Raw genomic sequence first — 12,593 nt, forward strand, 5'->3', positions numbered from 1 at the left:
ATCCGGAGTACAGTGTTTTTTACAAAAAGGAAAATGCCCTATGAATGCTTCCATTACCGGCGCCAGAGACATGAATTCTGATAATCGGAAAAAAGAGGTTACCGGGAGATGACATGCTCACCGGTGTAGAGTGAGACCACGCCACCGATTATAATAACCGCTGGAGGCTTGACGTTACGTTCCTGCGCACGTTCCGCGATTGTTTCAAGGGTCCCAATGGTCTCACGCTGATCTGGTCTGAGCCCGCGCTCAATCACGGCAACTGGCGTTGCAGCGTCCATACCGTGATTCACGAGAAATTTTGCTATCTTCCCAAGGTTTTTCACACCCATCAGGATGACGATGGTGCCCCGTGATCTGGCAAGCCACTCCCAGTCGATTGCAGACTCTTCTTTTGTCGGATCCTCATTGCCGGTCAGGATGGTTACCTGTGATGCATATTTCCGGTGCGTTACGGGGATTCCAACCGATGCAGGAACGGCGATGGCACTTGTCACGCCGGGAACAACCTCCACTGAAATGTTATGCGCCCTTAAGGTCTCCAGTTCCTCACCGCCCCGTCCGAACAGGAACGGATCTCCTCCTTTTAATCTGACAACATTCCGGCCCTGCTCTGCGTAGGAGACCATAAGCTGCTCAATCTCATCCTGCTCACGGGTGTGGTGATCCCCGTACTTGCCGACATCTATCTTCTCAGCATGGGCCGGAAGACTTGCCAGAATCTCTTCACCGGGGAGCTGGTCATAGAGGATGACCTCTGCCATGTCCAGAACTTCCCGTGCCCGCTTTGTCATAAGGCTCAGTCCACCCGGACCTGATCCCACCAGATATACTGTACCTTTTTTATCCATGTGTAATTCCCAGCCGCTCGTATGCTTCCCTGATCAGATCTCCTGCCCTTTCCCTGACTTCAAGACCAAACCGGTCCGCATCGTCAATATCTGATACCAGTCGTTCAAGCCTGAAGTGGCGGTCACCTTCAAGAGAGAGAACTTCTGCAATCATCAGACGGTCCTTGCAATAGATCCCGAGCGGCGTGAAGCATCCGCCCCCGATCATCTCCATGACCCGCCGTTCAAGCAGGGTGTCCATCCTGGTTTTGGGGTCATCGATCTTCGATATGATATCGGTAACATCCGGGTCGGTCCGTGATACTACCGCAATGGTCCCCTGGTTTGGAGAGGGGACATGTACACGGGGATCCAATTGGTATCCGTCCAGTGTCATGGAGAGCCGTTCAAGACCGGCCTTTGCAAGCATGATGGCATCATACTCACCACTCTGTAATTTGGAGAGCCGGGTGTTTACATTCCCCCGGAGTGGTCTGATATCAGCCCAGGGCAGATTGCGACGACACTGGGCGGTCCGCCGGGTGCTTGATGTGCCAAGTGTTGTGATCTCATCCAGCTCATGGTCAGTGACAATATAATCACATGGAGAGTCCCGGGCAAGAATGGCGGAGGTTACCAGACCGTATGGCCGCTCTGCAGGGATGTCCTTCATCGAGTGAACGGCCAGATCGATTTTATTCTGCACGAGTGCATCATCAAGTGCCCGGACAAATACTCCCTGCCCGCCGATCTCATGCAGGGGGACTCCGGTCTGTTCGTCCCCGGCGGTAGAGATGAATACCAGCTCCGTATCCACCCCGAGATCTTCAAGCATCGTGCAGACCTTAACCGCCTGGGCTTTGGCAAGTTCTGATGCCCTGGTTCCTACGCGGAGAGGCATGATGCATACGCCGAAGAGAGGTATTCAACATCCGAATCAGAATGAGCAGCTGACAGGAAATTAGTCTCAAATTGTGACGGGGGTAAAAAGATCCCCTTTTCCAGCATCTTCTCCCAGAATGCCCGGAATTTTGTCGTGTCTGATTCTTTTGCCTGAGCATAATTTTCAGGAACCGATGAACGGAAGAAAAACTTGAACATGGACCCAAGTTTCACAAACGAGCCTCCTTTCCCCTGACAGGCTTCCCCGATCACCGTCGTCGCCGTATCGAGGAGCGTATACATCCCCTTTCGTGCATGAATCTCCCGAAGTGCTGCAACACCTGCTGCAAGACTGAGCGGGTTTCCGGAGAAGGTTCCTGCCTGGTACACCGGCCCGGCGGGCGCGATAAGTTCCATGATCTTTCTTTTCCCGCCAAATGCTGATAGAGGGAGTCCTCCGCCTATGATCTTACCCAGGGTGGTGATATCCGGCGTTACCCCGAAGAGCTTTTGTGCTCCGCCAATCCCAACCCGGTATCCGGTGATGACCTCGTCAAAGATGAGCAGGATATCATGTTCAGCGGTGATCTTGCGGACCTCCTGAAGGTACCCTGGCTTTGGGAGGACCGGGCCGATATTTCCCATCACGGGTTCCAGAATCATGGCTGCGATCTCGTCACCACTTTTATCCACCAGAGAGATCAGTGACTCGGTGTCATTGTACGGAACCTGCCTCGTGTGCCGCACGATATCTGACAAAACCCCTGCAGAATCAGGCTGACCAAGGGTGGTACACCCGGACCCTGCCTGCACAAGGACCCCGTCATGAGCCCCGTGAAATCCGCCCTCGGTCTTGATGATGTCACTCTTTCCGGTATACCCCCGTGCAAGCCTGATAGCTGCCATGGTCGCTTCCGAACCGGTAGTAACAAACCTGACCATCTCTATGGATGGATGATCAGCTATCAGTATCTGTGCCAGATCTATCTCTGCCGGAGTCGGGGTGCCATACAGCCAGCCATCATCCAGTGCAGAAGAGATTGCATCGCCAACCGGTTTACAGGCATGACCCAGAATGAGCGGTCCGTATGCCCCACAACAGTCGATCAGTTCAGTCCCGTCTACAGTATATATGCGGGAGCCGGATCCCCGTACCGTGTAAAAGGGGTATGGCTGTATTGCCCGGACCGGACTTGAAACACCACCAGGCATCAGATCCCTGGCAATGGTATAATATTCCCTGCTCTTTTCACTCATGTTCGCTTAGCCACCTGCATACATCTTCAGCAAAATAGGTAATGATAAGGTCAGCACCCGCCCGCTTGAGCGAGACCAGGCTTTCCATGACGACCCGTCGTTCATCAAGCCAGCCCATCTCTGTCGCAGCCCGGATCATGGAGTACTCTCCTGATACCTGGTACGCTGCAACCGGCAGACCAAGTTGTTTAATGTCAGTGATGACATCTCCAAACCATCCGGCCGGTTTGACCATCAGGATGTCAGCCCCTTCTGCTGCATCCTGCTCAGACTCCCGGTACGCTTCCCGGCGGTTTGAGACCGGGGCCTGGTACCCGGTCCGATCCCCGAACGAAAAGCCTGAGCCCGCCGCTTCACGGAACGGACCATAAAGGGCAGAGGCAAACTTCGAGGAGTATGACATGATGAGGACTTCCTGATGTCCATAATCATCAAGAGCCTCCCGGATGGCAGCAACCATGCCGTCCAGCATACAGGAGGGAGCAACAATATCTGCACCCGCTTCTGCCTGTGAGACTGCTATCCGCTGCATCATCTCAAGCGATGCATCATTCAGCAAATTTGGCCCGTCACAGCATTCACCCACATAGCCGCAATGCCCATGGTCAGTATATTCACAGGCACACAGGTCGGTGATGATGACCATGTCCGGACAGGTCTTTTTCATCGCCCGGATCACCTGCTGAATGACCCCCTCCGGTGCATATGCTCCTGAGGCTTCAGCATCCTTGACAGACGGGATACCAAACAGGAGAACGGCACGGATACCGGCAGTCCTCATCCGGGTTACGACCTCTGCAGCCATAGAAACCGGCCAGCGGTTTTGTCCGGGCATTGCCAGTATCGGAACCGGTTCTGCTATGTTCTCATCAAAAAAGAGCGGTGCAATCAGGTCATCTTTCCCAATATGGGTCTCTGCAAGCAGCGGGATAATCTTTTGTCTGCGAAGTCTTCTCAATCGTACGTGCGGGAACATATGTTCTCTCCTCTGGTAATGGCACCAACCAGGTCCTCTGCAATCTTCATCTCTCCCCGTTCAGCACAGGTCCGGATGGTAAGGGTAACGTCAGTGAGCAGTTTTCTGGTCAGCACCCGGGTCAGATCATCGGTCACATCGCGGACCCGGTCATCACATCCTGACAACCTGCTGAGAGCCCGATCCCGCTCCCTGATCCGTATCTGCTCAGCCCAGCTGTGCAACGTTGCCAGGAGTTCATCTGCTGCCTTCCGGTTAAAGAGTCGGATAAACTGAACCAGTTCCTGGTCAAGAAATTCCCGAACCTTCTCTGCAGCTTCCTTTCTGAACTGTGCGGTATCATCATTGACTTTTCGGAGGTCATCTATCGTGTATAGACAGACGCCAGGTATCTTGCCGACATCCTCTTCAACATCCCGCGGCTGGGCAATATCAACGATGATGAGCGGTCGCCGGGAATGATCAAGCGGCCATGATCTCCCTTTCAATGCCTCCATCACTTCCTGTACTTTAATCACCGGATGGGGAGCAGCGGTGCAACAGATGATGACATCAGACATGGTCAGATACCGGTACAGGTCTGCCATCGGAACGGCGGTCCCGTGAACCTTCTCAGCAAGACATTGGGCCCGGTCAAATGTCCGGTTGGCAACATAAATTGCAGACAGCTGTTTCGCCGCAAGTGCCTGGGTGACCAGAACCCCCATCTCACCTGTCCCCAGGACAAGGATGTGCCGGCCGGCCAGAGATCCGAGCTGCTCTTCTGCAAGGAGAACCGCCGCAGACCCGATCGATACTGCACCCCGGTTAATGCCACTGATTCTCCGGGCCTCGGACCCGGCATGGATTGCCTTGTTGATACAGAGGGTGATCAGAGGATCTGCAACCGACATCGATTCAGACAGGCTCAGGGATTTTCTGAGCTGTCCCAGGATCTGGTCTTCACCGATGACCATCGAGTCAAGACCTGCTGCAAGGTCGAGAAGATGGGATAAGGCATCTGCATCCTTCCACATCTGCCATCCGGCCCGTCCCTCGCTCTCCAGAAAGGTGCCAAGGAGATCTGCATTCCCATGTACCATGATCTCAATCCGGTTACAGGTCTGTAGCAGGATAACCCCCTTAAACCAGTCACCGGCACGGGTAAGGAAAGCCTCTTCATCAGGAAACCGGACCGATTCCATATCTGCCACCGATGCAGTATGATGGGATATTCCTGCAATGGTGAATGGTGAAAAGAGCGCATGTGTCATAGTGCAAATCTCCTCTGCACATATTCCCGGGCTGCATTCATCCCATTCGTGAGGGCTTTTCTTGTTTCAGGGTCACGAAGAACAGTATACAGGACGGTATCATATGATTCGGTACCGGCCCGATCCCCCCGGTAGATGTCCCGGATCCATTCGCCCAGGAGGATGAGATCGTCAAGATCAGGAAACGTTTTCTCGATTTCTTCACGGACCAGTCGTGATACAGCCGGGACCGAGCCGGAGGTGCTGACTGCGATGACATACCGGTTCCCTGATATCTTTGCGGGAAGGACGACATCACCCCGTTTCCCTGCCGCTACATTGCACCAGATATGTTCACGGGCGCAGGCGCTTTCAATCAGCTCGTTTAATTCAGGATCTGATGTGGCAGCGATGACCAGCGACGCATCGTGTATCATATTTCGCAGGATTTCAAGGTCTCCAGTCAGATTGCAGACCTCAGTTCTGACCGGGATCTCCTGAAACTCCGGGTGAAAAGAACGACTGTATACGAGGACGTCTGCTTCATATGCGAAGTACCGTGCCTTTCTGGCTCCGATAACCCCTCCCCCGAAAATGATTACTTTCTTGCCGGTAAAGTCAATCATCAGGGGGATCATTCGTATGAGGTTTGCAGGTAGAAAATATCAATCTGTCCAATTATTCCTGACATTGTTCATACGAACAGATCCAGGAAAGATTTCGGCAGATTTATTACCTCACAGAGCTGACGATGTAGAGCAACTGCGTTGATAGTGTAGTGGTTATCACTAGGCGTTGCCAACGCCTAAACCCGGGTTCGAATCCCGGTCAGCGCACTCAATTCGTATACCGTCCCCTTTTTTGCATGTTTGTTTCTATGTTGTTTTTTATAGAAGGCGTTTTTTTGTAATTAGGGCTTGTTTTCAGGGTATTTTTTTATTGATACGAGTTTTGATTATTTGAGAGAGAGATATTGTAGACTCTCTTTAGGCGTGTACCGGGGTGCTTCTAGCCTTGTGTTTATAAATGATCTCGATTTTTCTTGTCTTTGGGTCGTCGGATTTACGGGGCGGTATATAAACTCCTCCCTTCACGAGGTGGGCGGATGTGGTCTTGGACAGGGAGTTGTAAGGGGAGGGATCAGGGTTTGGATAGCGAGAGGATATGAGGGGGGAGAGTTTTTATGGGTTTTCGGGAAAATTTGAGGGGTTTTCGATGTCGGAGTTGCTAGGGGGTGCGAGGGAGCCGCGAAGCGGCGACCGAGTAGGATGGAGGAGAAGGAGGAGAGACAGGGTTCTGTTTGAGATAATTAGTTGAAGGTGTGGTGGAATCGCTATTAGATCCTCCTTGAATTGTTCGGGATTTTTTGTGGGAGAGAATATGTGGAAAGGGTGAGAATAAACAGACCCGATGATTCCTGACGGTGTGCCTGGTGAATCGCATATGAGGGGAGGGTCCTGGGCTGACCGGGAGAGGCATCTGATGATTACCGGCTATGTAGATGATAGCCAGGAACAGAATGATAAAGTTCCGAATCGTGATCTGGCTCCATAGACATTGAGAGGGTTTTATATTAGGAGAAAGAATGATTGTAATTGTCAGAGTACAAAATCCAAATGCCAAATTCTGGGATGAAATTTATGCATATGAGTTGAAGAAATGAAGTGCATTCAATGTAATGAAGGTGTAACGGTTGATAGTTCTACCATCGTCGCATTTGAAAAGAATGGGGCGGCTTTCCTTTTCAGGCATGTGCCGGCAATGATCTGTCCGGTATGTGGTGAAGAATATTTATCAGAAGAGATACAGGACAGGATATCTGAAATCAAAAACCGGTGCCTGGAACCCGGTCTTTCGGTTCAGGTGTACGATTTTCGGTCGTGATCTTATTATGTAAAATATTCAATAAATTTAATAATATATTCCAATTATAATAACACAATGGCATCTAAACCTTTTCTCAAAATAGATGACCTTCATCAATTTTGTTGTCAAAACTCAAATTGTCCGGACTATGGAAAACGAGGAATTGGAAATCTCTCGGTAAGTGGAACCTCTGGAGGTCAAGGAAACCGAATGTTGAGATGTAAGACTTGTGGATATCGGTTCTCCGAAACTAGAGGCACTGCGCTTCACAACTCGAAAATTGAGCATGAAAAAGCTGTTTCGGTCATGGAACATTTATCTGATGGATGTGGTATACGGAAGACCAGTAGGTTTACAGGTGTGAGTTTAGGGACGGTCGCTAGACTTTTAAAAAAGGCAGGGCCCCATGCTCAATTAATCCATGATGAATTGGTTTCTTTTTCCCCCTCAGACAAATGAGGTTCAATTCGATGAAAAGTGGAGTTTTGTCGGTAAAAAAGATAAGAATTGTGATCCTTTCGACCCAAATGATGAAAAATATGGAGATAACTGGGATCACATGGCTTTTGATCCAGAACATCGGTTAGTCATTTCAGTCATCCCCGGAAAACGAACTGCAGAGAACATCCACAAACTCATTGAAGACTTCATTAAAAGAACCAGGGGGAAATTAATGAGATTGATAACGACGGACAAGTATATGCCATACAAAGAGGCCATTCGTATCGGATACGGCAGACTGGTTAATCCTGAAAGAACTGGTAAACGTGGACGACCAAAGAAGCCGTATTGGGAAGTCCCTTCTGGATTGATTTATGCGATTGTTAAAAAAACTCTTTCCAGAGGAAGAATATCCAAGGTGGAGACTGAACTTGTCTTTGGAACAGAGGAAGGGCTAAAAAGAGCATTAAAACGCTCAAAAGTTAGCAAAAAGGTAAATACTTCATTTATCGAAAGGCAGAATGGAACCGACAGGAATCGGAATTCTCGAAAAATTCGGAAATCACTTTCATTTTCTAAAGAACCAGAGGAACACGAAGCTATGACGTTCTTTTGCTTATATAGTTGCAATTTTTGTTGGCCAATTCGAACTCTTCAAATTCAAGATGTTCAAGGGGGTCATTCAATAAAACGAACACCTGCAATGGCGGCAGGTTTAACAGATCACGTATGGACTATCGAAGAGTGGATTCGATTTCCCGCCGTGCAGTTATGTTAGATCACCACCGAATAATTGAAATTATCGTATTGACCACAGATTGCATGATAGGATCGGTAACATGCCCCAGAGTGTATTGAATCATCGATACATCAGCGGTAAAAAGTTTATCTGGCCTGATATAACTCATCTCTTTTAGACTCCCAGATATCAAGTCTAACGGATGGAGGGGGATACTGCTTGTATCTGAGTGATATTTTGAAGTGATTTGACACAGGATCAGATCATCCCCGGATACAGGAGCTATCACTAATGCAGGTCGTCGTTTCACAGAACTTAAATCTGAGAATGGAAAGGGGATGACGACAATGTCTCCTTTTACAAATAGTCCCACGCCTCATCCTCTTCAGATGTGAGCCAGTCACGGGCAAGGACTCGTTCACTCATACAGGCGGTTTCACAGATGTGGAATGTATCTGAAGAACTTTCCCTTTGAGGTTTATCAGGCGGAATATCCTCAATGATGAGATGATACTTCTTTCCAGCCTGAAGATTTACTGGCTGATCCGGCACTAGGGCTTTTCCATCATATACCGCTGAAACGGAAGATTCGATAATCATGATAGTACCTTTTGCTTATACGTTGATAAAGGTTTAATCGTACCTAAAAGAATATAAAAATCGTGAAATGGTAAAGAAATATTCAATAAATTTTAATTTTTCCCATCTCCCAGGTAAAATAGGGAGTAAATACTCAACTTTAAGAAGTTAAACAAGTTATTTTTGTTTTATGAAAGGAGTGGAGTTATTCATGAATGATCCGGTCATTGAGGTATTCCGGTCAGAAATACTCCCAAAAATTATCGAGTTTTTTCAGCCTGATGATACTATCCTGTTGATTCACGGGTGCATGGAACTGTCCATGATGAATCAGATCTTGATGTGATTCTGGTTTCAGAGACTTTCAGAGATACACCCAGGCATGAGCGATTTCCTCTTGTCAGAAAAAGGATTCAAACAGAACTATGAAACGAAGGAGGAAAAATAGGGTTATACTTGGGGCGTTGTCACCAGCCAGGTGGTACTGTTCGAATAACTGTACCGCTCAATCTTATACTCGGGACAAATCTCGGACAATAAGGCCATAATGGTCCCTACCTCTTTTGAAGATAATCCGGTATCCTTGGCAATATACTTTGACTTAAAGAAGTTTGATCCTGGCTTCAATTGGCTTTTCAGATAATCTATTAAGCAGATCTGATTTTCATTGTATTTTGTGGTAAATTTACTTTGTAAAAGCATGTCTATCTCCATAAGTACTGATTTTTGCTGAATGAATTGTAGGAGGAAATCCGGTCTTTTATAGACCGGGTGAAGTTCGTTCTGGTCAGGAGAAGAGAATCGGAGGACATGAAACTCTCTCCTGACCGGGGGAGTTTCCTTTTCGGGATGAGTTGGATCCAACAGTTGTAGGAGGACATGTTGAACACTACTCACCGACAGAGATCCTGTCAGACATCCAGGAGTTACTTCCTGGATTTTTTGCAGGTCTCTGTGTGACATACAAATGTTGTTCGAAACAGGTTAAAAGACAAATAGACAAAACTGATGGAAAATAGTCTGAAATAATTTTAGAGTGCATTGATACTTTTTTTATTGAATAACTTCTGCAGATCATTATGAGCGGAAAATGAGAGGTCAATTATCGGTTGCACCTGGTTCTGAGAACAACTCAGGTTTTGGAAAAAATCAGATAGGACTGAATAAAAAATTGAAATCTACATGGTTTCAGGAGTTGCAACCAGTATCAAGATCTCTAATAAGAAGAAAATTTATGAGGAGTTGCTTGGGGGATGACGTGTATTGATGGTATCTCTCGCGGGAGGAGGGAGCGGTGTTATCCCTCCACTTGTGCCACCCTTACTTTACTCAGGTGCCGTGAAGCTGTCTGCCTCGTTACACCAAAGCTGCGGGCAATGTCAGCAGCTGTTACATCCGGATGCAGCTCAATGAAACTCCGGATCCGTTCACTCCGATCCCCGTTGTCACTCAGCTGCGGTGAAGCTGTCACACCCGCTGTCAGGTCTGACCGGATGATGTTCATGAGCAATTCAACGGAAATGCAGAGCGAAAATGGTGGGATAGCATGAGAAGCCTGATGCAAATACCCACCCGGAGAGTAAGCGATATTAAACCAAGGTAGCGATCCCGGTAAAGGTGATGAGGTCTCCCCACCTGAACGCCGAGGATGACCCCTGGACTATTTCCCCGGAGGACCAAAGGGCCCGGAGATGAGGGGGGCATCAATACAGATCGGCCAGCTACCCGAGCGGGAATAGGATCAAATCGGCGAGGGCTGCTTATGAACGGAGGCTCTCAAAGGAGAGGACGTAGGAGCAGAGGGCGACGACAAGGGTGAGAACTCCGGTTCAAGGTATGGAATATTCAATATTTTTTCTGGTAAGCGGGGAGATAACTCAGTATTCTTCAACATTAGTATTTCGGGATGTCAAAAAAAGGGTGTTTTTTTATGACTTAGCGGACTATTGATAAATATTATATGGCTGAAGTCACATCGGAGAATAACGAAGTTCTATTTCTACTCCAAAAAATCGAGAGCATCATTGATACCCGGCTCATTGGAGAGGTTGAACCTCTTGATGATGAAATCGAATTAATTGGTGAATATCAGAAAAGAAAAAGCGAAGGTACTCTAGAGCTTCATGAGATATAGAATACTCCTTGATACACATGCCTTGCGGGATTTTCAAGATATTCCCGAACCATATCATACATCAATAAAGGAAAAGTTTGAGCGATTAAAAGAAGGATTTCTCCCAGATTTAGATATTCGCAAGTTAAAGGGATTTAAAAATACGTACCGATTGAGAGTCGGTGATTATCGGATAATTTTTGAATTAAATCCAGATTATGAGATCATCGTGATAGGTATTAGACCTCGGAAAACAGCTTATCGTTGATAAGTCTCTGATGATGTTACATTTCATAAAATAATTAACATTGAATTTTAATTTTTTTTTGAGAGAGTTAAGGGATTAGTTCTTTGAATGATTGTCAACGTATCCCCCTCACTTTACTTAGAACTTTCGAAGCTGATTGCCTCATTACACCAAAGCTGCAGGCTATATCAGCAGCCGCTCTCCGGATGCAGCTCAATGTAACTCCGAATCCGTTCACTCCTATCCGCGTTGTCACTGAGCTGCGGTAAAGCTGTCACACCCGTTGTCGCCTCATTTGTCAGGTCTGACCGAATGAGATTCATCGTTACTTCCACACTAATGCACAGCGAAAAGGGTGGGATAGCATGGGAAACCTGACACAAAACCCCATCAGGAGAGTGGACGGTATTAAACCTAACTTTGCCACTTTGACTTCATACAGTCAATGAGATCGTTCACTATCATGATCAAAATTTTTCAGAATTTCATCGGGAAATGATATTTAATCAACTTCATTATTGCAAATTATGTGATTTTGTGAGAGGACACAACATATATGTAAATATCTCATAAATCTACATACACATATGGGCACTGTTACCATATCCCTTTCAGATGAGGTCGAAAAACGGTTCCGGGAAGTCATTACTCGTGAATGTGGAACGAATAAAGGAGCAATAAGCAATGCAATTACTGAAGCAATTGAGCTTTGGATAAATGAAACCAGACAACGCTCACTTGCTGAAGCTGGAAGAAAGATTCTAGCGAAAGAACATGATATAGGTGAATGGCATTATTCACATAGAAAGGAGCTTTATGATCGAACCTGATGCGTTAATTGATTCCAATATTTTTGTTTACGCATGGGTTTCCCAGGAGAAAGAAAAACATGATATTGCTCTCCGTTTATTTGAAAAGGTTTGAAGCAGGGAAATTATCTATGCGGTTTCAGTCCAAAACTTAGCAGAATTCTCTTCAGTTCTTCTTACTAAAGGCGAAAGAAAGGAAGAACCTGATGAGATATCTGCATTTATTCAGATCATTCATGAATTTTCTCATTGGAAAGTTCTGACATATGATTCGGCAATCATAATCCGTGCCCTGAATATACATAAAGAATATGGGCTTCATTTTTGGGACTCACTTCTCGTTGCCACCATGGAAAAGAATGAAATCCGACGGATTATTACAGAGGATATCCATCTTAAAAAAATACCATGGATTGAAGTAATAAACCCTTTCAATGAGATTTACCATGAAGAAAAAATCGTAAGTTATAATACACGAACTCATATCTGACACCTTCCCATTTTATAATCATAGTTCCATTTGTAAACTCCTGTAACCAGAATCACCCAATATCACCATTTTCAGGTAGAGAAAACCAAATTACCCTCTCACAAAATCAGGATGGAAAAAACTCACACCCCT

At 46.9% G+C, this 12,593-nt stretch carries 19 protein-coding genes and 1 tRNA gene; 10 read left to right on the forward strand and 10 right to left on the reverse strand.

From position 1 onward, the window contains the following. Window positions 1–98: 98 nt before the first annotated feature. From cobA to MHUN_RS13365, 6 genes are read right to left on the reverse strand one after another with little or no spacing between them, the layout of a single operon-like run. The gene (cobA, locus tag MHUN_RS13340; RefSeq protein WP_011449514.1) at window positions 99–851 is read right to left on the reverse strand and encodes a uroporphyrinogen-III C-methyltransferase; all 753 of its coding nucleotides are present in this window, start codon (window positions 849–851) and stop codon (window positions 99–101) included. After that, a complete protein-coding gene (gene hemC / locus MHUN_RS13345) occupies window positions 844–1,731 on the reverse strand; it encodes a hydroxymethylbilane synthase (RefSeq protein ID WP_011449515.1) in 888 nt (295 codons plus the stop codon). Before hemC ends, cobA begins: the two co-directional genes overlap by 8 nt. Beyond that, entirely contained in the window at window positions 1,716–2,969 is a 1,254-nt protein-coding gene (hemL, locus tag MHUN_RS13350) for a glutamate-1-semialdehyde 2,1-aminomutase (RefSeq protein ID WP_011449516.1), read from the reverse strand. Before hemL ends, hemC begins: the two co-directional genes overlap by 16 nt. Next, a complete protein-coding gene (gene hemB, locus MHUN_RS13355; protein ID WP_048067545.1) occupies window positions 2,962–3,945 on the reverse strand; it encodes a porphobilinogen synthase in 984 nt (327 codons plus the stop codon). The genes hemL and hemB overlap by 8 nt, the downstream gene beginning before the upstream one ends. Continuing rightward, complete coding sequence (gene hemA, locus MHUN_RS13360) at window positions 3,924–5,198, reverse strand: glutamyl-tRNA reductase (protein WP_011449518.1); 1,275 nt, start codon at window positions 5,196–5,198, stop codon at window positions 3,924–3,926. The genes hemB and hemA overlap by 22 nt, the downstream gene beginning before the upstream one ends. Next, the gene (locus MHUN_RS13365) at window positions 5,195–5,815 is read right to left on the reverse strand and encodes a precorrin-2 dehydrogenase/sirohydrochlorin ferrochelatase family protein (protein ID WP_011449519.1); all 621 of its coding nucleotides are present in this window, start codon (window positions 5,813–5,815) and stop codon (window positions 5,195–5,197) included. Before MHUN_RS13365 ends, hemA begins: the two co-directional genes overlap by 4 nt. A 126-nt stretch (window positions 5,816–5,941) precedes the next feature. Between MHUN_RS13365 and MHUN_RS13370 the strand changes: the two genes are divergently transcribed. The 4 genes from MHUN_RS13370 to MHUN_RS13385 all read left to right on the forward strand — a co-directional run bounded on the left by MHUN_RS13370 (window position 5,942) and on the right by MHUN_RS13385 (window position 8,262). Next, a tRNA-Gly gene (locus MHUN_RS13370) sits at window positions 5,942–6,013 on the forward strand. Window positions 6,014–6,587: 574 nt separating this feature from the next. Continuing rightward, window positions 6,588–6,731: a hypothetical protein gene (locus tag MHUN_RS19060; RefSeq protein ID WP_158498229.1), complete on the forward strand. Its 144-nt coding sequence runs from the start codon at window positions 6,588–6,590 to the stop codon at window positions 6,729–6,731. Between the two features lie 105 nt (window positions 6,732–6,836). Continuing rightward, window positions 6,837–7,061, forward strand: coding sequence for a type II toxin-antitoxin system MqsA family antitoxin (locus MHUN_RS13380; protein ID WP_011449520.1), 225 nt, complete (start codon window positions 6,837–6,839; stop codon window positions 7,059–7,061). Between the two features lie 403 nt (window positions 7,062–7,464). Beyond that, window positions 7,465–8,262: a hypothetical protein gene (locus tag MHUN_RS13385; RefSeq protein ID WP_048067547.1), complete on the forward strand. Its 798-nt coding sequence runs from the start codon at window positions 7,465–7,467 to the stop codon at window positions 8,260–8,262. Between the two features lies 1 nt (window position 8,263). Here the strand turns inward: MHUN_RS13385 and MHUN_RS13390 are convergent, their stop codons facing one another. Then, window positions 8,264–8,596, reverse strand: a complete 333-nt coding sequence (locus tag MHUN_RS13390) for a type II toxin-antitoxin system PemK/MazF family toxin (protein WP_011449521.1) — start codon at window positions 8,594–8,596, stop codon at window positions 8,264–8,266. Continuing rightward, entirely contained in the window at window positions 8,581–8,823 is a 243-nt protein-coding gene (locus tag MHUN_RS13395) for a hypothetical protein (RefSeq protein ID WP_011449522.1), read from the reverse strand. Before MHUN_RS13395 ends, MHUN_RS13390 begins: the two co-directional genes overlap by 16 nt. A gap of 190 nt (window positions 8,824–9,013) precedes the next feature. On the opposite strand from MHUN_RS13395, the gene MHUN_RS19790 reads away from it, so the two are divergent. Further along, window positions 9,014–9,148 (forward strand): hypothetical protein, encoded by a 135-nt coding sequence (locus MHUN_RS19790; RefSeq protein WP_275039187.1) that lies wholly within the window; start codon window positions 9,014–9,016, stop codon window positions 9,146–9,148. Window positions 9,149–9,252: 104 nt separating this feature from the next. Here the strand turns inward: MHUN_RS19790 and MHUN_RS20075 are convergent, their stop codons facing one another. Then, window positions 9,253–9,765 (reverse strand): DUF7123 family protein, encoded by a 513-nt coding sequence (locus MHUN_RS20075; RefSeq protein ID WP_011449523.1) that lies wholly within the window; start codon window positions 9,763–9,765, stop codon window positions 9,253–9,255. A 290-nt stretch (window positions 9,766–10,055) separates the two neighbouring features. On the opposite strand from MHUN_RS20075, the gene MHUN_RS19575 reads away from it, so the two are divergent. The 3 genes from MHUN_RS19575 (at window position 10,056) to MHUN_RS20080 (ending at window position 11,183) form a co-directional block, all read left to right on the forward strand. Further along, window positions 10,056–10,352 (forward strand): hypothetical protein, encoded by a 297-nt coding sequence (locus MHUN_RS19575; RefSeq protein WP_239441532.1) that lies wholly within the window; start codon window positions 10,056–10,058, stop codon window positions 10,350–10,352. A gap of 410 nt (window positions 10,353–10,762) precedes the next feature. Beyond that, window positions 10,763–10,936, forward strand: a complete 174-nt coding sequence (locus tag MHUN_RS19065) for a hypothetical protein (protein WP_158498230.1) — start codon at window positions 10,763–10,765, stop codon at window positions 10,934–10,936. Beyond that, on the forward strand, window positions 10,926–11,183 hold the full coding sequence (locus tag MHUN_RS20080) for a type II toxin-antitoxin system RelE family toxin (protein WP_011449524.1): 258 nt from the start codon (window positions 10,926–10,928) through the stop codon (window positions 11,181–11,183). The genes MHUN_RS19065 and MHUN_RS20080 overlap by 11 nt, the downstream gene beginning before the upstream one ends. Window positions 11,184–11,350: 167 nt before the next feature. Here the strand turns inward: MHUN_RS20080 and MHUN_RS19795 are convergent, their stop codons facing one another. After that, window positions 11,351–11,485 (reverse strand): hypothetical protein, encoded by a 135-nt coding sequence (locus MHUN_RS19795; protein ID WP_275039188.1) that lies wholly within the window; start codon window positions 11,483–11,485, stop codon window positions 11,351–11,353. Between the two features lie 264 nt (window positions 11,486–11,749). Here MHUN_RS19795 and MHUN_RS13415 point away from each other — a divergent pair, with 264 nt between their 5' ends. Next, entirely contained in the window at window positions 11,750–11,992 is a 243-nt protein-coding gene (locus MHUN_RS13415) for a hypothetical protein (RefSeq protein ID WP_011449525.1), read from the forward strand. A 106-nt stretch (window positions 11,993–12,098) separates the two neighbouring features. Beyond that, window positions 12,099–12,461, forward strand: coding sequence for a PIN domain-containing protein (locus MHUN_RS20085; RefSeq protein WP_394296019.1), 363 nt, complete (start codon window positions 12,099–12,101; stop codon window positions 12,459–12,461). The last annotated feature ends 132 nt before the right edge of the window (window positions 12,462–12,593 follow it).

The organism is Methanospirillum hungatei JF-1, from assembly GCF_000013445.1.
GTDB classification, from domain to species: domain Archaea; phylum Halobacteriota; class Methanomicrobia; order Methanomicrobiales; family Methanospirillaceae; genus Methanospirillum; species Methanospirillum hungatei.